20 protein-coding genes are annotated in these 19,057 nt (G+C 62.4%); 17 read left to right on the top strand and 3 right to left on the bottom strand.

Features of this window, described 5'->3' with window-relative positions:
* Positions 1-70 precede the first annotated feature (70 nt).
* The 12 genes from ACODRZ_RS22405 to ACODRZ_RS22350 all read left to right on the top strand — a co-directional run bounded on the left by ACODRZ_RS22405 (position 71) and on the right by ACODRZ_RS22350 (position 8,789).
* The gene (locus tag ACODRZ_RS22405) at positions 71-1,159 is read left to right on the top strand and encodes a catalase family protein (RefSeq protein WP_237449774.1); all 1,089 of its coding nucleotides are present in this window, start codon (positions 71-73) and stop codon (positions 1,157-1,159) included.
* A 40-nt stretch (positions 1,160-1,199) separates the two neighbouring features.
* Positions 1,200-1,811 carry a hypothetical protein gene (locus ACODRZ_RS22400; protein ID WP_017503242.1) on the top strand — a complete coding sequence of 204 codons (612 nt, stop codon included), beginning with the start codon at positions 1,200-1,202 and terminating at the stop codon, positions 1,809-1,811.
* A gap of 3 nt (positions 1,812-1,814) precedes the next feature.
* Positions 1,815-3,182 carry a Dyp-type peroxidase gene (locus ACODRZ_RS22395; RefSeq protein WP_160986992.1) on the top strand — a complete coding sequence of 456 codons (1,368 nt, stop codon included), beginning with the start codon at positions 1,815-1,817 and terminating at the stop codon, positions 3,180-3,182.
* Positions 3,183-3,306: 124 nt separating this feature from the next.
* Positions 3,307-3,645, top strand: coding sequence for a hypothetical protein (locus ACODRZ_RS22390; RefSeq protein WP_017503244.1), 339 nt, complete (start codon positions 3,307-3,309; stop codon positions 3,643-3,645).
* Between the two features lie 22 nt (positions 3,646-3,667).
* The gene (locus ACODRZ_RS22385) at positions 3,668-4,009 is read left to right on the top strand and encodes an MFS transporter (RefSeq protein ID WP_037490093.1); all 342 of its coding nucleotides are present in this window, start codon (positions 3,668-3,670) and stop codon (positions 4,007-4,009) included.
* Between the two features lie 20 nt (positions 4,010-4,029).
* The gene (locus ACODRZ_RS22380) at positions 4,030-4,464 is read left to right on the top strand and encodes an MFS transporter (RefSeq protein ID WP_025290603.1); all 435 of its coding nucleotides are present in this window, start codon (positions 4,030-4,032) and stop codon (positions 4,462-4,464) included.
* Positions 4,465-4,575: 111 nt separating this feature from the next.
* Positions 4,576-4,953 (top strand): SMI1/KNR4 family protein, encoded by a 378-nt coding sequence (locus ACODRZ_RS22375; RefSeq protein WP_146037283.1) that lies wholly within the window; start codon positions 4,576-4,578, stop codon positions 4,951-4,953.
* 160 nt (positions 4,954-5,113) lie between these two features.
* Entirely contained in the window at positions 5,114-6,706 is a 1,593-nt protein-coding gene (locus tag ACODRZ_RS22370) for a GMC family oxidoreductase (RefSeq protein WP_025290602.1), read from the top strand.
* A gap of 12 nt (positions 6,707-6,718) precedes the next feature.
* Positions 6,719-7,120, top strand: coding sequence for a DUF2147 domain-containing protein (locus ACODRZ_RS22365; protein ID WP_004207001.1), 402 nt, complete (start codon positions 6,719-6,721; stop codon positions 7,118-7,120).
* Positions 7,121-7,549: 429 nt separating this feature from the next.
* Entirely contained in the window at positions 7,550-8,137 is a 588-nt protein-coding gene (locus ACODRZ_RS22360) for a recombinase family protein (RefSeq protein ID WP_025290601.1), read from the top strand.
* A gap of 36 nt (positions 8,138-8,173) precedes the next feature.
* Positions 8,174-8,473 (top strand): BrnT family toxin, encoded by a 300-nt coding sequence (locus ACODRZ_RS22355; RefSeq protein ID WP_228221671.1) that lies wholly within the window; start codon positions 8,174-8,176, stop codon positions 8,471-8,473.
* The gene (locus ACODRZ_RS22350; RefSeq protein WP_004206995.1) at positions 8,454-8,789 is read left to right on the top strand and encodes a BrnA antitoxin family protein; all 336 of its coding nucleotides are present in this window, start codon (positions 8,454-8,456) and stop codon (positions 8,787-8,789) included. The genes ACODRZ_RS22355 and ACODRZ_RS22350 overlap by 20 nt, the downstream gene beginning before the upstream one ends.
* Before the next feature lie 47 nt (positions 8,790-8,836).
* On the opposite strand, the gene ACODRZ_RS22345 is transcribed toward ACODRZ_RS22350, so the two are convergent.
* Positions 8,837-10,210 (bottom strand): aldehyde dehydrogenase family protein, encoded by a 1,374-nt coding sequence (locus ACODRZ_RS22345; protein ID WP_277788685.1) that lies wholly within the window; start codon positions 10,208-10,210, stop codon positions 8,837-8,839.
* Positions 10,211-10,420: 210 nt separating this feature from the next.
* On the opposite strand from ACODRZ_RS22345, the gene ACODRZ_RS22340 reads away from it, so the two are divergent.
* The gene (locus ACODRZ_RS22340; RefSeq protein ID WP_103096773.1) at positions 10,421-12,772 is read left to right on the top strand and encodes a helix-turn-helix transcriptional regulator; all 2,352 of its coding nucleotides are present in this window, start codon (positions 10,421-10,423) and stop codon (positions 12,770-12,772) included.
* A 76-nt stretch (positions 12,773-12,848) separates the two neighbouring features.
* Here ACODRZ_RS22340 and ACODRZ_RS22335 read toward each other — a convergent pair whose 3' ends face one another.
* Complete coding sequence (locus ACODRZ_RS22335) at positions 12,849-13,472, bottom strand: TetR/AcrR family transcriptional regulator (RefSeq protein WP_025290597.1); 624 nt, start codon at positions 13,470-13,472, stop codon at positions 12,849-12,851.
* An 88-nt stretch (positions 13,473-13,560) separates the two neighbouring features.
* On the opposite strand from ACODRZ_RS22335, the gene ACODRZ_RS22330 reads away from it, so the two are divergent.
* From ACODRZ_RS22330 to ACODRZ_RS22315, 4 genes are read left to right on the top strand one after another with little or no spacing between them, the layout of a single operon-like run.
* On the top strand, positions 13,561-14,931 hold the full coding sequence (locus ACODRZ_RS22330) for a TolC family protein (RefSeq protein ID WP_025290596.1): 1,371 nt from the start codon (positions 13,561-13,563) through the stop codon (positions 14,929-14,931).
* Positions 14,928-15,965 carry an HlyD family secretion protein gene (locus ACODRZ_RS22325; protein WP_004206989.1) on the top strand — a complete coding sequence of 346 codons (1,038 nt, stop codon included), beginning with the start codon at positions 14,928-14,930 and terminating at the stop codon, positions 15,963-15,965. The genes ACODRZ_RS22330 and ACODRZ_RS22325 overlap by 4 nt, the downstream gene beginning before the upstream one ends.
* Positions 15,962-17,125 (top strand): ABC transporter permease, encoded by a 1,164-nt coding sequence (locus ACODRZ_RS22320; RefSeq protein WP_004206986.1) that lies wholly within the window; start codon positions 15,962-15,964, stop codon positions 17,123-17,125. Before ACODRZ_RS22325 ends, ACODRZ_RS22320 begins: the two co-directional genes overlap by 4 nt.
* Positions 17,122-18,252 carry an ABC transporter permease gene (locus ACODRZ_RS22315; protein ID WP_004206985.1) on the top strand — a complete coding sequence of 377 codons (1,131 nt, stop codon included), beginning with the start codon at positions 17,122-17,124 and terminating at the stop codon, positions 18,250-18,252. Before ACODRZ_RS22320 ends, ACODRZ_RS22315 begins: the two co-directional genes overlap by 4 nt.
* 163 nt (positions 18,253-18,415) lie before the next feature.
* Here ACODRZ_RS22315 and ACODRZ_RS22310 read toward each other — a convergent pair.
* Positions 18,416-19,057, bottom strand: a 642-nt coding sequence (locus ACODRZ_RS22310; protein ID WP_488986238.1) for an alpha/beta hydrolase family protein, incomplete at its 5' end; no start/stop codon positions are given.

The raw sequence follows: 19,057 nt of genomic DNA, 5'->3' as shown, positions 1-19,057 counted from the left end.
GCGTTCACCGTAAAACCAGATATCACCTGATATCTCGAATGCAACGAAAATCCGGTTCGAAGGATCGCCCTTGGCTGAGACCTATATCCCCTACTCCACCAGCGTCGAAGTGCTCGGCGAAGACGAGGAGCGGCTCACCGCCGAAATCCTCGAAATCATGGCGAGCACCAACCGCAAGGCGTTCGAGCGCCATCGGCATGCGGTGCGCGACGCCCATGCCAAGAGCCACGGGTTCCTGAAGGGCGAACTCGTCGTCCCGGAACTGCCGGAGCATCTGCGCCAGGGGCTTTTCGCTCGCCCGGCCACCTATTCCGTGGTGATCCGCCTCTCTTCGGCGCCGGGCGACATCCACTCCGATACCATTCCCGCCCCACGCGGCATGGCGATCAAGGTGATCGGTGTCGATGGCGAGCGGCTTCTCCCCGAAGACCAGGGCCACAACCAGGATTTCCTGCTCGTCAACATCCCGACCTTGAGCTTCGGCACGATCGGTAAATATCGCCAGCTCATCGGCCTTCTGGAGCAGAATGCCCAGAACCCGGCCTTTCTCCAGCGAGCGATGGCTGGGGTCGCGCGCGGCGTGGAGGCGGCAGTCGAAGCGGTCGGCGTCGAGCCCGGCGCCACGCTGCGCGGGCTCGCTCGCGACAATAACCATCTGCTGGGCGAAACCTATCATTCGATGGCGGCGATCCGCTTCGGCGACCATATCGCCAAGATCAGTGCCGCGCCGTTCTCCGACAACGTCCGTGCACTGACCGGCAAGGATGTCGGCGCGGTTGAGGATTCCACCATGCGCGATCTGGTGGTTGAACATTTCCGCGAGCAAGGCGCAGAGTATCAGCTCCGTGCTCAGCTCTGTGCCGATCTCGACAGGATGCCGGTCGAGGACGCCGCCGTGCTCTGGCCGGAAGACCTTTCGCCGCACCAGCCGATCGCGACCCTGCGCATCCCGCCACAGGAGGCCTATTCGCCGGCGCGGCGCGTCTACGGCGATGATGTGCTGTCGTTCAATCCCTGGCACGGTATCCGCGATCATCAGCCACTCGGCTCGATCATGCGCGTGCGCATCGCCGCCTATGAACGATCCACCCGCTACCGCCATGAGATGAACGCCCAGCCTCGTGTCGAGCCGACAAACATCGACGCCATCCCGGACTGACGCACCGATCGTCACACGCAATCACGAAAGGAGGCCAGCCATGGCCGAAACCGAAGACACCCCGCAGATCGACGAAACCCGCCTTCAAGCCATCCGGCGGCGGATCGAGGAAGTGGCCGGCGACGCGCCGCAGCTCGCCAAGCTCGCCCTTGAGCAGATGGTGACGAAGCACAATCCCGACCTCAAGGGCACGGCGGGCTCGGCTGGCCGTGTCGGCGCCCAGTCCGGCAATGTCTCCGAGCTCACAGCCATCGCAAACTTGAAGCCAGGCGGCGCGGACCGGCTGAAACGCATCTTCGGGCTGGTGAACGGCAATTTCGATGGCGCACAGAAGGTCGGCACGCTCCACAATATGCGGTTCGTGTTCTTCGACAACGACACACGAATCCTGTTCGCCACCGCCTATGACGGCGACTGGGACACCTATATCAACGACTTCGCCACCAAGATCCCCGACCTGATGGACCTGCTTTTCGCTTCGGTCGAAGGTTGGCCTGGCATCGCAAGCCCCAAGGTCAAGGATTTCATCGCCGAGCATCAGATCACCGCTGCCGGCTGGTTCGTCGCCAACCCGCAGGTGACCGTCGTCGACGTGCGCCGCCTTCAGCGGATGGAACATGCCGTCAACGAATTCCTGGACAAGGTGGGCTGAGCCATGGCGATCCTTCAGAAACTGAAAGAGCGCTTCCGGCGCGACAGCGTTACGCTCGATCTGCACGACATTCAGGCGCTGATCCTGCGAAGCCGGCCCGAGCCTTATGTCGGTATCCACGCCATGCTCCATTTCGACGAGGCGGAGGGCGCGCGCGATCTTCTCGGCCGGCTCGCGCCCCATATCGCATCTGCCGACAACTGGAGCGAGGATCTTGATTTCTGGATCGGGGCCGCACTCAGCTTCGAGGGGCTGAAGGCGCTCGGCGTTCCCGAAGCGCAGCTCAAGACATTCCCGCTCCCCTTCCAGCAGGGCATGGCCGCACGCGCGGAGCAGCTTCGCGACTTCGGGCCCAACGCGCCGGAAAACTGGGAAGAGGTGTTCAAGCCCGGCAACTGCCATCTCGCGCTGACTATCTACGCCGTGGATGATGCTGCGCTCGATAAGGCGCTGGCGACGGCGCGCACCGAACTCGACCGGAGCAGCGGCGTGACCCTGCTCGGCGAGCATCGTTTCGGCGCGCCGGATGGCGCGAAAAACCCGTTCGGTTTCCGGGATTCGATCTCCCAGCCCGCCGTCGAGGGTAGCGGCGTCGATCCGCTGCCGGGCGAGGAGCGCCCGATCAAGGCGGGCGAGTTCATTCTTGGATATGAAAGCGAGAACGGCCAACCGCTTGGCATGCCCGAGCCCGCCGGGCTGGGCAAGAACGGCACCTTCGTCGTTATGCGCAAGTACAACAGCCGGGTCGGCTGTTTTAACGCCTTCCTCAAGGCGCATGGCGAGACGCCGGAGGAACGCGAGCTATTAGCCGCCAAGATGTTCGGTCGCTGGCGGTCAGGCGCTCCACTGACGTTGTCGCCGGATCATGACGACCCGGACCTCGGCGCCGATCCGCAGCGCAACAACGACTTCAATTTCAAGGACGACCCCAAAGGCCGCGTTGTGCCGCTTGGCTGCCATATGCGCCGGCTCAATCCCCGCGACTCCGAGTTGACGCTGCTCACCGACGTCAACATTCACCGCATCATCCGCCGTTCCTCGACCTTCGGGCCGGTTTATTCCGAGGATGTGGCGCCGAAAGACGATGCCAAAGGCGATCGCGGCCTCTTCTTCATCTTCATAAGCGCGCGCGCTTACGACACGATCGAGTTCATGCAGCAGGAATGGATCAACCGCGGCAATTTCGTCGACCTCGGCGAGGAGCGCGATCCAATCGTTGGTCTGCATGAGGAGGACGGCCGGTTCACGATCCCGCAGGCGCCTGCGCGCAAGCGCATCGACGGTGTGCAGACCTTCAATGTCATGAAGGGAGGCGAATATCTGTTCATGCCAAGCCTATCGGCGCTTAAGTGGTTGGCAGAACAACGCTAAAGCTATTCACCTGATTGTCGGTTGAGATTTGAAGTGTGCAGAGTGACCCGGAAAGTGCGGGGCTGTGCGGAAGGTTAAGTGAGTGGGAGTTGAGTTTCGGCAAGGCTGGGGATGGTTGGTCCTTGTGGCGCTTACGATTTCGACGACCGGCGATGAAATCACGTTGCTGACGTTGATGTTCCGCACTGCCGAGAACGCATCCGGCTATGCGGTGCCGACGCTGCTGACCGCGGAGCTGCTACCCGGTCTGATCGCCGCACCCTGGGCGGGCCGCTTGATCGACCGCCGGGAGGCGGCCCGCATTCTGGTCATGGTGTCAGTTCTGCAAGCGGGCGTGATAGCATTTATCGCCTATTATCCCATGTTCACGCTCGCCGGGGCCGCGCTGTTGAGCGTGCTGTTCACGATCAGCAGCGCCGCAACATTCGCGTTGATTCCAGTGCTGGCGAGCGGCTTGGAATGACCTCGCACTCGCCAATTCCCTTATGGAAATGGTTCGCAGCCTTGGAATGCTCGCTGGTCCAGTCGCTGGGGGCGTACTGGTGGGATGGATCGGATCGCGCAATGCGCTTTTAGCCGATGCCGCCAGTTATGCCCTTTTGGCCCTCGTCGTGATGGCGAGCAGGCTTCGCCGCAAGCCACAACGGGACGATCAGGAGGAAGAGACCCTGTTCGCGGACTACCTGCCGCTGCTCCGCAATCGACGGTTGATGGTGGTTACGGGTGCGCTCAGCCTCGAAGTGTTTGCGACCGCCATAGCCGACGTTGCTTTCGTGTTTCTCGTGATGGTGACGCTGGGAGCGGGCCGACCGCGTTTGGAATGCTGACGGCACTATGGGCGGTTGGGATGTTGATCGGCGCTGGGCTGGCCGAAAGGGTTATTGGCCATAGGGTCGGACTGGCGGCGTTCGGCACGGCCGCTGTCATGGGCGCGACCATGCTGTGGATCGGCCTTGCGCCGATCGGGCTGGCAATCGTTGCCGTCGCCTTCATCCTAGGCGGCGGCGCAAACAGCATCCACAACGTCGCTGTCCGAACCTTGTTCCAGTCGGAATGCCCGCCCGCCGATCATGGCAAGGTCGCCGCGATCTATGGTGCGGTGACACGCACCGCCGTAATCGGCGGCTATGTTGCTGGCGGCTTCTTTTTTGTGCCGAATGATGCGCCAACCGCCTATCTCGTGGGCGGCCTGCTGGGCGTTGTCGCGGGCTTAGTCGGATGGCGGATATTCAATCGTAGATGGAGCGCAGCACCAATCAAAGCATCGACGCGCCAAGATTGACCTGATTGTCGTGCCCCTCCGCTAACGGCTATACCAATCAGGTGGCGTGATTGAGGCGCGGTGCGGAACGGACACGATAGCGACGCCCTAATGATGTAAGGCAGAAAATATATGACCTTTCAGTTTGATCCATCATTCGATGCAGAATCACTCCACATGCCGGGAGATTCTTTGATCGAATTAGACCAGATAGAGAGTTCATTAGGAATATTGCTGCCGTCTGAGCTTCGTGATTTATTTATTGAATTCGGATCAGCGATAGTTTTCAATAAGGATGTTGAATTTCCTGCGGAAAAATGCGCCTATTCCGATGATTCAGGAAGAATTGGCGTTTCAGTTATATATGGCCCTGTTGACGGAAGCTCAGGAATAATTCGCATAAACGAACAATTATCCATGCAGATTCCAAAAACATCTGTGGTTTTTGCGGAAATCGGTCTGGGCAATATGCTGTTAATTGACAGAATTGATGGAAAGATATCCGTATGACTGCACGATGAAGCTCTGCCTTCTAGGGCGATAACCCCCGTATACGACAGCTTTCATGACTTTATCGATGCACTGGTAGCCTTCGATCCTCCTCCCCTGCCCAGTTTAAAGGAATTGGGATTGGACTTGAAAGCGATGGGGATAGAAGAGGAGTAGCTAGATGTTACGGTTCGGCGCTGACGGAAACCACATCATTGGCGGCGGCTCGGCCGGCTGCGTCATGGCCAACCGCCTTTCTGCTGATTCGGATAAAGCTGTCTGCCTCATCGAGGCGGGGCCGCGCGATCGCAATCCCTTCATTCACATGCCGCTTGGCGTCGGCGTCATTGCCCGCACGGGATGGGTGAACTGGAACTGTGAGACCGAAGTCGAGCCTCACCTTAACAACCGGCGGCTCTATTGGCCGCGCGGCAAGACGCTGGGTGGCAGCAGCTCGATCAATGCAATGGTCTACATTCGCGGCGATCGGGCGGACTATGAGGGCTGGGGGGCGGCCGCCGGAGCTGACTGGGACTGGCCGCGCATGCGCGAGCTTTTTATCGCGCTCGAAAACAATCAGGCTATCCACGACGAGCATCATGGCAATGCCGGGCCACTTTGCGTCTCCAATCTTGGGCGAGTGAACCCACTTACGGAAGACTTCGTCGAAGCTGGGGTGGAACTGCACTACCCGCGAAATCCCGACTTCAATGGCGTGAGCCAGGAAGGCTTTGGTGTCTATCAGGTGACCCAGAAAGACGGGCAACGGTTCAGCACGGCGCGAGCGTTTCTCGATCCGGCTCGCTCGCGCAAGAATCTCGCCATCGAAACGAACGGCCTCGTCGAACGGATACTGTTCAAGGACCGTCGCGCCATCGGGGTCCGCGTCGGCGGCCGGGACCTGCTGCTGCGCCCCGGTGGAGAGGTGATCCTTTCGGCTGGCGCGGTCAATTCGCCGCAGATTCTGATGCTGTCGGGCGTCGGCTCGGCGAGCGAACTCAGGCAGCATGGCATAGAGATCGTTCTGGATGCGCCCGAAGTCGGAGCCAATCTCGCCGATCACCTCGACTATACGGCTGTGGCAACCACGGCCGATCGCGAAGGATTTGGGGTGGCGCCCAGTTTCCTGCCTCGTGCGATACGCGGCGCATGGAGCTATTTCCTTCATCATGAAGGCGAATTGACGTCAAATGCCTCGGAGGGCGGCGCTTTCCTCAAATCCGACGCCGGCCGGGAGCGGCCCAATCTTCAATTCCATTTCCTGCCGGCGATCCTGCGTGACCATGGCCGCAAGACAGCCTTCGGCTACGGAATGACCGTGCATGTCTGCGACCTTCTACCGAAGAGCCGCGGCAGGATCGGGCTCAAGATCGCCGATCCCACGGCTCATCCGCGCATAGAGGGCAATTATCTCAGTCATCCCGATGATGTGGGCGTCTTGCTGAATGGCGCGAAGCTAGCCCGCAAGCTCCTTCATGCGCCGGCGCTCGCCCGTCACTTGCGCGAGGAGGTGCGACCGGGACCCGCGGTCCAGACCGACGAGGCTCTGATCGACGACATCCGCGCGCGCGCTGAAACAATCTATCATCCGGTAGGAACATGCCGCATGGGCAGTGACTCGGCATCCGTGGTCGATCCGGCAGCCCGTGTACGTGGCATTGACGGTTTGCGCGTGGTCGATGCATCGATCATGCCGTCGATCGTGTCGGGCAACACTAACGCGCCTACCATGGCGATCGCGGAAAATGTCGCGCAAATGATGATCCGGCCTTGAGGAAGAATGGCGATGAGGTTCAGTTTCGTATTGGCAGCCATGCTGCTACTTGCAGCATCTGCGTCCGTCGAGGCACAGCGCGCTTCTTTCGGAGTGTGGAAGAATCCGCAGGACAGCGTACATGTGCGAGCCCAGCCGTGCGGAAGCAGAATGTGCGGGGTCGTGGTCTGGGCAAGTGACAAAGCCAAGGCGGATGCGCGGCGCGGCGGGACAAACGATCTGGTAGGTCTGATCCTGTTTCGCGATTTTGTTCCTGAAAAGAAGGGCGTGTGGCGCGGCAGTGTTTTTGTACCCGACATCGGCCAAACCTTCTCTGGAACAATCACCACGCTCGACGATCGGCGGATGGAGGGAAAGGGGTGCCTGACAGGGCGGATCATGTGCAAATCGCAGATATGGACGAAAGTGAACTGAAATCCGTCCAATCATCGTCTGACCGAGAGCGGCAAGCCAAGGATTTTAATAAGACACATCAAAAGCTTCTACGATAAATTGAAGAGGCGCGGAGCAGGAAGCGGGCATGGCGACAGCGATGTGTGCAGCCGCCACGGGATCAATTCGGCGACGGGCATGCGACTTGGTCAGCGTAAGCAGGCGGATAATCCGTTATTGATCGTCGCGGCCAGAAGACGGTCCGCTGCGGCAGCGGCTGCACGAACAGATTAACCTAATGGAAATCACACGATAAGCGCCCCGCCTGATGCGCCCGACGACACATTCCGCCGCTAGCAGGCATCCCCCCGGAAATTCCAGCAATCTACGCACGCCCAAAATCCGTAGCGTCCGATAAACTCTGCCGGAAAGGAGGACTGTCCCACAACAAGCTATCAGGGGTTTTCCGACATGCTTATAGGCTACATGCGCGTCTCTTCCACAGATGACCGGCAATCGGTCGATCTTCAGCGCGATGCGCTGATCGCAGCCGGCGTCGATAGCCGGCATCTCTATTCCGACAAGGCATCCGGCGCTCGCGAGGACCGGGCGAGCCTGCGGGCCTGCCTCGAATATCTCGCAGCCGGCGATACGCTGGTCGTGTGGAAACTGGATCGGCTCGGCCGCTCCCTGCCGCATTTGCTGTCGATCCTGACCGATCTCAGGGAGCGTGACGTGTCATTCCGGTCATTGACCGAGCAGATGGACACGGGAACGCCGCATGGCGAGCTGCTGTTTTCGCTGTTCGGCGCGCTGGCCCAGTATGAACGGGCATTGACGCGCGAGCGCATCATGGCAGGCCTTGCGGCCGCCAGACGGCGCGGGCGCTACGGTGGCCGCCCGCGAACGATCGATGCGGAAAAGCTCGATCAGATCACCGCCGCCCTTGCCGGTGGCGCTAGCAAGTCGTCGATCAGCCGCACGTTCAACGTGCCCCGATCGACCCTCGCAGATACGCTCGCGCGGGCCGGATGGCTCAAACCGCCGCGCCTTGCGTAACGACAAAAACATAATTATATTTCCGTAATGCCATCCATGCGCTTCTCCTGGCACCCGGCCAAAGCCGAGAGCAATCTGAAGAAGCACGGCGTCAGCTTTGCGATCGCTACTCGTGCGTTCACAGATCCTTTCGCGCTGAGCGATCAGGATCGGATCGAAGGTGGCGAGCGACGATGGCAAACCTTGGGCCTCGTGGAAGGGCATCTGCTCCTCCTCGTGGCCCACACTGTCGTCGAGCAAGACGATGACGGCGAGTATGTGGAGATCATTCATATCATTTCGGCTCGAAAGGCCGATCGAACGGAAAGGCGACGTTATGAAGAAGAAAGACGCTGATACCGTCCGTTTCCAACTCGATCCGGACAATCTGCCGCCGTTGACCGAAGCGCAACAGGCCGAACTGGATGCCCTGCAGGCGATGCCGGATAGCGGGATCGACTATAGCGACTCTCCGGCGCTGACAGAGGATTTCTGGCGGAACGGGCAGCGTGGGCGCTTCTATAAGCCCATCAAGCAGCAGGTGACGGCACGCCTTGATGCTGATGTGCTCGCCTGGCTCAAATCGCAGGGTAAGGGCTACCAAGCCCGCATGAACGCCATACTTCGCCGTGAGATGCTGGCGACCGCCAGAAGGCAGGAAAAGCCACGTTAATTTAGATAGTTAGGCTATCGGTTATCGTGATATAATCGTACATGGATTTACCCCAGAAAGCGTTTGGCAAGTCGGATCAGACGCGCTGCCCGGCCCGAATAGGGAGGAAAGACGAGAGGCAGAGCGGAGAAGCGGTTCTGGAGAACGGCGCGCTCATGACTGAAAGTCCGGAACCCGTGATGGCCATGTGCCGCCCCGATCCCGGAATTGTTCACACCGCCGAACGGCAGATGATCGTGGACGTATTGGACGATGGTAAGGTTGACGCCTGCACTGCCGGAAGTCGTGGCCGCCAGGATATGATCCACTCTCGCCCGGTCACGATCGAACACATAAAGCGCCAGCGGCTTGGGTCTTGCGTTGATCCGACCGATCACGGTTTCAATGTCATCATAGGTCAGGACCGGCAGGACGGGACCGAATATCTCCTCATGGTCGATCGCCGCCTCGGGAGCGATCGCCTCCAGCACTGTGGGCGCCAGCGCCCTTCCCTGCCTTTCGCCGCCGACAATGATCCGCCCGCCCGTGGCCAGGGCATCCGCAATCAGGCCCCCCAGTCTGTCCGCATGGCGATCATTGACGATCCTTGCGAGATAGGGGCTCGTCATGCCCGAACCATAAGCGGCGGCGATCCGGCGGCGCAGCGCTTCCACGAACCGGTCGCGGATCGAAGCGTGGACGAACACATGATCGGGCGCGATGCAGGTTTGACCGGCATTGGAGAATTTGCCGAAGGCGATCCAACTGGCGGCCGTCTCTATGTCGGCATCCGGTCCCACGATCGTGGGCGACTTGCCACCCAGTTCCAGCGTAACGGAGGTCAGGTGGCGGGAGGCTGCCTGCATTACGACTTTCCCGACCTCGGGGCTGCCGGTGAAGAAGATATGATCGAAGGGCAGCGCGAGCAGGGCCTGAGACATCTCCTTCCCGCCGAGGGCGACGGTAACCAAGTCTGGCGGAAATGTGTCGGCGATCAGCCGCGCGATGACGCCCGAGGTAGCAGGTGTCATCTCCGAAGGCTTCAGGATAGCGCTGTTGCCGGCAGCAAGGCAGGACACAAGCGGCCCCAGGCAGAGATTGAATGGGTAATTCCAGGGCGCGATGATAAGGCACACGCCGCGTGGCTGCGGCACGATCCGTCCGGCCGTGCCGAAACCGATCAATGTCGGTCCGACATGGACTGGCCGCATCCATCGGCGCAGATTACGACGGCTGTGGCGGATTTCCTGCATGACCGGAAGAATTTCCGTCAGAAACACTTCGGCCTCCGGCTTGCCGAAGTCGGTCGCCATGGCCTGGACGATCTCCCCTTCGAACTTTCGTATGGCAGCCGCGAGGCGCGCCAGCGCAGCGCGTCTTTCAGCAAGGCCAAAGCGCATCCGGCGCTCGTCCGACATTGCCTTTTGCGCGGTGAAGAGCATTTCCACCGGGCGGCCATCACAGGGTTCCTGCGAAATCGAATGGCTCTCTTCAATCATTTCATTCTCGTCGAAAACATGACCTTCGCGCGAGTCTTACGAGCGCAAAAGCAATAAGGAACTACACGAACATGTAGTATCGACCCGACATGCCTGGGAACCGAATGGACTCCAACGCTGCTTTCGCGACTGGCGGAAACGGCACTTCGCCGTGTGGAATTGACCGCGCGCGTCAGCCTGCTGCGCGCACCTTGCGGCTACGGCAAATCGGCGACGCTCGCGGCCGGTTGGAAGGAGGCGGCGGACACTGGTCGCCCGGCGCTTTGGGCAAGTCTTGCAAGCGACGACACAAAGAAGGGCACCCTGCGTCGCCTCGCCTTTCAGGCCGGAACCGCCGCGGACATCGAGTCCATTCTCCAATGGATATGGCATCAGGACAGGCCCGGGATTATTTGCCTCGATGATGTTCAGGAAGCGCCGCATCTCGAAACGCTGACAAGAGACATGATGGATGCTCTTCCCGATGATTGGCGAGCGGTCCTTGCAACCTCCGCCCCCTGGGGATTTGGCGTCCTCAACGCTGACTGGCAGGAAGTCGGCCCCGATGCCCTGGCCTGCCGCGCCCAGGATCTGAAGGAATTGATCCGGGTCCCTTCAGCCCTCGACCGGATCATATCGGACACACAGGGTTGGCCCGCATTGTGCCGCATCGCGGGCCGTGTATCCTACCGGATGCAGCCACTGCATTTATGGCCCGAGATCATCTGTTATCTCGATCAGATGGTGTTGGCGCCCTTATCGCCCGCTCTGCGCACATGGCTGAAAAAGGCGGCATTAATCGCTCCCCTCGATGCCGAAAGCCACGATTTTGCCCTGCGCGTCCACGACGGCGCGCAATGGATCGCACGTGCGCAACGCGAATGCCTCCTATTGAGGCCGGACAGTGACGGAATGTTTGCGCTCAATCCGGCGCTGCGACACCATCTTGCCTTGAGCGGACAGTCGCAGCTTCGTTCCTCTCCAAGCCATCTTCTAAAACGTGCGGCTTTTCATCACTGGCGCGCCGGCCGGCCAGCGCAAACGATAGCGCTTTCGCTGCGGGCCGGCGATCCGGCCTGGGCGCGGGGGCTGGGCGGTGAGATCGTCATGGATGTCGCCCTGCGACAAGGCCGTATCGATGAGTTGGCCCATTGGCTCGAGGGCGTGCCCGACACAGCGTTGCTGACCAATCCCATGGCTGGCCTGGGAAAGATATGGGCCCTTTCCTTCCAGCAGCAGCATGCAGGGGCGACGCACCTTTTGAAGTTGCTGTCACGCACGGATGCGCATGAGGAATTGCTGACGCTGCTCGGTGCGACGACAGCGGCGCTGAGGGACGATGTCGTCCGGGCGGAAATGCTCTGCCGGCAATGGCTCGAGCTGCACGCCCGGGAAAATCCGATGATGAAGGCCTCCGCCCTGGCCTGCCTCGCGAGCATCGTGGCGAGCCAGTCGAACGCGGCCGAGTTCGCGGCACTACGTCCCCTACTGGATCAAGCCTGTGCCCTGGCCGATCAGGGCTTTTCCCGCGACTGGGCAAAGATTGCCGAAGTGCTGCTCCTGCTGACGCAGGGGCAGATCATTCCCGCACGAAATAGGATCGACGCGCATCTGACGGATATGGTCTCCCCGGTCGCCGAGCAGACGCTGAAAACATTGCGCCTCGCTGTGCTGGCCGAAAGCGGCGTGCCTCTGGCAGAACTGGAATGGCCGTTGCTTTTCTGCGACCAGATCGTCGACGTCCGCATTCATACGGCACGGGCCATATTACGGGCCGCTCGTCTGGCCGGAGATGCGGACCTCTGCGAAAAAATCCTGACCGAACTGAACGTGAAAGCCGTACGCGACCACATGCCGCGACTGCAACTCATGGCCGATATCCTGACTGCGGAACATGAAATCGCGTCGGGTCGATCGGTCACCATCCCCAATATTCCCAGGAACGACGCCATCACTTCGGCTCACCTCGCCATTGCGGACGTCGAGTGCATGCTTCTGTCTGCGACGCGGGCGCTTGCCGACGGGAAGGATCACCTCGCGCGCCAATTGACGGACCGTATCCTGGCCCGCATCCGCAGGGCAGGATGGCAACATATCATACTCAAAACCCTCATGCTGCGTTCGGTGCTGCATCTACGTAAAGAGGCGCTGCAACTTTCCATACGGTCAGCGGAAGAGGCCTCGGAAATTCGCGACAGCACAGGACTGAAGGAAACAGCGCGGGAGTTCCGGAATATCCTGGAGCATATTCACGCGGGATGGGCCGTAAAGGCGAGGTTTGATCGGTCCGCAGCACAACATCACTTGCCGAGTTCACAACATACCGAAGGATCCGACCTGTCTCGCCGCCAACTCCATATCCTCGGCCTGGCGCGGGATGGTCTTACGAGCGCGGAGATCGCCAACATATTGGGTATCGGCGAAGATGGCGTAAAATGGCATTTTCGCGCGATCTTCAAGTGTCTCGCTGTCAACAGGCGCACCCAGGCCGTCGCCACGGCGATACAGCGCGGTCTCCTTCACTAAACGATCTCCCACGTCACAAATAGAGGCAGGCATGCTGTTGCGCGGCCTCCCGCAAGGCAAGATCAGCAATCCATTCTTAGTCGACTCTCGTTGCCGCCCTCGCCAGCATGAGATCCACGAGAAAGTCCAGAAGCTCTCCGCTTGCGACCTCGTGCGGTTCGAGCAGGCCCTGGAACATGCTTCCCTCGTGGACAGCCAGGATCAGTCGCGCGATGCGCGGGAGGCCCCGGGCAACGATGCGGGAGTCCTCGCGAAGGATGTCGGCGAGCGCGCCCTCGATGATGGCGAGGATCCGTCCTTGCCGTTCGGCATAGTGGCTCGCCATGGCAGGATGGCGCAAGGCATAGAGGCCGAACTCGGCCTGGAGCAGATACCAGTCCCGATCGAACGGATAGCTGGCGATAAAGGCCTTGAGGAAATTGTCGGCCGTCGAGCCGGGCATGGACAGGGCGCAAGCGGTCGCCTCCTCCAGCCTCGACTGCAAGCGCTCGATCACCCGGTCATAGAGGGCGAAGAACAATTCGTCCTTGGATCGGAAGCTGGAATTATAGGCCCCCCGGCTCAGACCGACGCGCTCGCAAATATCTTCCTGGGTGGAGCCATGGAAGCCACGTTCGGCGAAGGCCTCGAGAGCGCCATCCAGGATGCGCTCCCGGGTCTGCGCCCGGGTCGGGCGCGTTCGTGCCGGGCGGCGGCTCACGGGATCACGGGCGGGAGCATTTCGATACAAATATGTATTGAGTCGGTTGGATGTCAACGTTACCGTGCGGGAGCAGGAGACGTTCTTCATGACCTTGCGATGTTCGATGCTGGTTGCCGCGCTGGCGACTGCGGTCTGTCAGGGCGCGCAGGCGCAAACGATCGACAGGCTTGATCTCGATTATCGAAGCGCCCAGGCGAGGCTGCTCGAGCGGTCGGACGCGATCCAGGGCGCCGACGCCGATGTGCGCAGCAAGGAGGCCCAGAAAGGCTCCACGAGCACGTTGCGGCGTCCGACCGTCGAGTTCGAAGGACAGATGATCCGCTATCAGAAAACCCTCTATCTGCCGCTCGGCCCGCTGGCGGACGTGGCCCAGGATTATTCCATCTCTGACCCCCTGCGCTTCGAGATCGAGCGCACCAGCACCCGGCCGATCGTGACGGCGACGCTGCCGCTCTATTCCGGCGGCCAGATTCCCGCCGCCCAGGCGGGCGCCGCGGCGCAACTGGGACAGTCGCGCGCCGAACGCCAGATCGTCATCGACAACGGTCTGTTGCAGATGACCCAGCTCTATTTCGGCCAGCAGTTGCTCGAGCGCGTGCGCGATGTTCGCCGTGATGCGCTTGCGGGATTAGAGCGGCATGTCGCGGACGCCCTCAAGCTCGAACAGGAAGGGTTCATAAGCCGGGCCCAACGCCTCCAGGCGCAGGTAGCGCGCGACGACGCCGCGCGCGAACTGGAAAAGGCGCAGGCCGATCTCGCGAGTGCGCAGGTAGCGCTTGCCGGCGCGCTGCGGGCGCCGTCCGGCGTCGATCCCGTCTCCCCGATCTTCGTGATCCGTCAGCCGCTCCGTTCGCTCGACACCTATGTGGACGCGGCCCTGCGCGCCCATCCCCAACTGGATCGGCTCGGCGCGCTGGAAGACCAGGCTGAAGCGGGGGTGGCCCTTCAGCGCGCCAAGCTCCGGCCTACGATCTATGGCTTCGCCCAGTATAATTTCGATCGGCGCGACACGCTGTTGACCGATCCCGACTGGTCGGTGGGCGTCGGGCTGCGCTACACGCTCTTCTCCGGTGTGGGCCGCTCGCAAGCGGTGCAGGCCGCGCGGGAAACGGTGACGCAAGCCAATGCGGGCCTGCGCGAAGCCCGCACCCAGATCGAAATCGGCGTCACGCGGTCCTGGAACGATGCGGAAGCCGCGCGACGGCGGTTTGAGCTGACCGACACGGCCATCACTGCGGCGCAGGAGAATCTGCGGGTCCAGACCCTCGGCTATCAGGAGCAGCAGACAACCTCGCTCGACGTGATCGATGCGCAGCTCGGTCTTGCCCGCTCCCGGATCCAGCGCGCCCAGGCCGGATATGATTTCGTTGTCGCGCTCGCCCAGCTTCTCCACGTCAGCGGTCAGATCGCCACATTGCCGGACTATATCGACCAGGGTGAAAGGGTCACGCCATGACCGCCACATCGGAAACCCTGGTCACCCCGGACGAGACGGCTCCGCCGGTTCCGACCGGGCGGAAGCGCAAGTTGCTGCCGCTCATTGCTTTCCTCGTCGTGGTCATTCTCGGCCTCGGTCTCTGGCTGGCCTATCGCCCGGTTCCCGATCAGCTCCAGGGCATGGTCGAGGCCCGCGAACTGCGGATCACGAGCAAGGTCTCGGCTCGGATCACGGCCTTTCATGTCGAGGAAGGCCAGCCGGTGAAGACGGGACAGCTGCTCTATACGCTCGACAGTCCCGAGGTCGAAGCCCGCTCCGAACAGGCCGGCGGCGCGCTCGCCGCCGCGCAGGCGAATGCGGACAAGGCCGATGAAGGCGCACGGCCGGAGGATATCCGGGCTGCCGAGGCCCAGTGGCGACGCGCGCAGGCGGCGGCGGACCTCGCCCAGACCACCTATCAGCGCACCGAGCGCCTCTTTGAACAGGGTGTGCTGGCGGGGCAGAAACGCGACGAGAGCCGCGCAAACGCCCTGGCCTCCAATGAAGCGGCCCGAGCGGCGCGCGCGCAATATGATCTGGCGCTGGCCGGGGCGCGGCGACAGGATCGGCAGGCCGCGAGCGGACAGGTGCGCCAGGCGCGCGGCGCCCTGGCCGAAGTCGAGGCGGCCGAGAAGGAAACCCGGGTGTTCGCGCCGTCGGACGGTGAGATCGGACGCAGGCTGGCGCAGTCGGGCGAACTCGTGCCGCAGGGATTTCCCGTCTTCGTCCTGACCGACATCGATCATCCCTGGGTGACGCTCACCCTGAGAGAAGATCAGTTCAGTGCGATCCGCCGGGGACGGGTCCTGACCGGCCGCATACCTGCGCTCGGCGATCGTTGCGCCCAGTTTCGGGTCTTCTACATCGCGCCCGCCGGCGATTTCGCGACATGGCGCGCGACCCGCCAGTCGAGCGGCTTTGACGTGAAGAGCTTTGACGTGCGCCTGTCGCCCGTGTCGCGGGTCGATGGGCTGCGCCCCGGCATGACGGTCCTGTTCGACTGGCCGCAATGATCCGGGCCTTCGTCGATAGCGCCCGGCGCGAAACCGCCTTCCTGCGCGGCAGCGTCTGGGATCTGGCGCTGGTCACCTGGCTGCCTCTGCTGCTGCTGGCGATCGTCGCGGTCCAGTTGTCGGCAGGCGTCATGCGGAACCTGCCGATCGTCGTGGTCGACGAGGACGGCGGCGGCGTCGCGCGCGACCTCACCCGCAAGCTGGAGGCGTCACCCGGGCTCAAGGTCGCGGCGCGGCCACCGGACATGGCACAGGCCGAGCATCTGGTCCGCTCCAACGCCGCCTATGCCGTGGTCCTGATCCCGCGTGATCTCGAGCGCACCGTGCTGCGCGGCGAGACCGGCAAGATCCTCCTCTTCTACAATGCGAGCTATTCCACGCCCTCGGGTTCGGTGTTGCGTGAAGTCGGCACCGTGGTCCAGGCCCACGCAAAGGCCTTGGCCGGGGAGCAAAGCGCCGCGATCGCCGGTCCCGCGCGTGTGCGGCCGCAGCCGGTGAGCGTGCAGAGCCGGATCCTCTACAACCCGCAGGCCAGTTACGAGCTGCAACTCGTCGCCCTGATCCACCCCGCACTCCTGCACCTGCTGTTCATGATCGCGGTCGTGAGCGCGCTCGGTCGCGAGCTGCGGGACGGGACCATCGGAGCATGGCTTGCAGGGCCTCGAGGCGAGGCGGTCGCCGCCGTCGCCGGCAAGATCGCGCCCTATATCCTCATCTTCCTGCTCTGGGGGGCGCTTGCGACCGGCTATCTCGCGGTCTACCGGGGCTGGCCCGTGCAAGGGAGCGTGGCGATGCTGATGGGCGGCTATCTCGCCCTCTATCTCGCCTATGCGGGCATGGCCTTGTTCATCGTCGGGGCCACCCTTTCCATGGGGCAGGCGCTGTCGATGACCGCCCTCTATGCGGGCGCTTCCTTCGCCTTCGCCGGGGCGATCTTCCCGATCGAGTCGGCCTCCGCCTTCGCCCGGCTATGGAGCGCGCTGCTGCCTTTTACCCGCTTCGCGCGGCTGGTCGCGGAGCAATGGATGATCGGCGCACCCGTGCTCGCATCTCTTGGATCGATCCTGGCGCTGTTTGCCTTTCTCGTCGTCGGCTCGGGCGCCGGGCTGCCGCGCTATGTCTCGGCGCGGATGAGCCCGGAGGTCTGGGGACGACGATGATCGGCCGCGCCTTCCTCGCTACCTTCCGCGCCGTTCTCTCCGACCGCTCCGCCTTCATGCTGATCGTCGTGTCGACGATCCTCTATTCCTTCTTCTACCCTTCAGCCTATTCCGGGGAGGTCGCGGTCCGCATTCCGGTGGCCGTCGTCGATCTCGACGACAGCGGCGCAAGCCGCAGTCTCGTGCGCCGGATCGCAGCGCTCCAGCAGGCCGATCTTGCCGCGCGCCCGGCCTCTCCAGGAGCCGCCCGGCTCTGGCTCGAGACGACCGGCGCAGGGGCCGTGGTCATCATCCCCGAGGGGTTCGAGCGACATATTCTGAACGGCGCCCAGGGCACGGTCGCGCTCTACGGCAACGGCGCCTATCTGCTGCGCAGCAGCACGGCGCTGTCAGGCATCGGCCTGGCGGTCACCACGATCGCCGGCGAGGCGGCGAGCGATCAGGCCATGGCGCAGGGCGCACCCGCCCGCCCTGCCCTGTCGCTCGTTCAGCGCCCGCTGTTCAACACGCGCGAAGGCTATGGCAGCACGGTGTTCCCCGGGGTCGGCTTCCTCATCATTCACCAGACCCTGCTGATGGGCCTGACGATGCTCGCCGCCACCCTGCGCGAGACACTGGGACGCTTTCGTCTGCCCTCGCGCACCCTTATCGGAATTGCCCTGGCCTTCTTCGTGATCGGCTGGGCCGACGTGGCCTATTATGCGGGTTTTGTGTTCTGGTTTCAGGACTATCCCCGCGCCGCCGGCTCTCCTGGCGCCTTGATCGTGGGCGGCAGTTTGTTCGTGGGCGCGACTGTGGCGGCGGCGCTTGCGCTGGCCAGCCTCTTCCGGACACGGGAACGACCCCTGCAACTGTGGATGGGCACGTCGCTCGCCATCTTCTTCCTCGCGGGTCTCTCCTGGCCGGCGGAGGCGACGCCGGCCTGGCTGGCGCTCCTCGCGCGCCTCCTGCCAACCACCGCGGGCATTCATCTCATGGTCGGGCTCAATCAGATGGGCGCGAGCCTTGCCGAGCAGACGCGGGAGGTGCTCAACCTCGCCATCCTCATTCTGGTCTACGGAGGCCTGGCCTGGTGGCGCTTCACGAAGATTTCCGCGCCGGACCTTCAGCCTCTCAAGCCTGACTGACGCCTCAATGGAACGAGATCGTCAGGGGCACCCCAAGTGCAACCCTCTCGCCCCGGCCGACGCGACCTTGGCGCAACCCAGGGGGAGGTGTTCGAAGCGGACCTCTGCAGGGCTTCATCAGATAGAGATCACCGAGATGGGGATAAACCGGAGGCTGCCTCGACTATTGCTCTGCTTTCGCCGCCGCGAGGATCGCGGCCTCTACCGGCGCCCAGGTGGGGTCCGCAGGCGAAAGCATGTTGAAGTGGCCCGCATTCTCCAGGGTGATCACCGTCGCCTTATCGCCGGCCGACTGTGCGGCTGCTGCATAGGCTTGCGCGGCTGAAGGCTCCAGCACGACGGAAGCGACCATGAATTGAGGCACGGCCAGAGGCAGCCATTCGATCGGATTTGCCTGACGGTAGCGGCCCGCCTGTGCGTCAGGAGCGCCCCCGAACAGGTTGACGAAGATCGGGCGGCCGCAAATATCCTTGTCGAACCCGTACAGGGTTCGCAGGTCGCCTGGGCCGTCGATGGCGACCGCGGCGGAAACCTTCAGTGGATCAGCGCCGCGGACCTCGCTGTCGGCAGGCAATCTGGGACGGGCCGCCAGCCACAGGGCAGCGTGGGCGCCGGCCGAATGTCCCACCGTCACCACATGCTTCAGGTCCAGAGGCTGGGTTCGTGCCAGCACCCTCAAGTGATCGAGCGCCGCTCCCCAATCCTGGAAGGTCCCAGGCCACCCGCCGCGGGTGTCACCAACCTGTCGATAGTCGGCCGTGAACAATGCGATGTTCGTTTCGGCGACGGGTAGATTGCGTCCGAT

The organism is Novosphingobium sp. FG90 (assembly GCF_057808725.1).
Note: the sequence above shows the minus strand (reverse complement) of the source record. Positions and strands in the feature narration are given on the sequence as shown.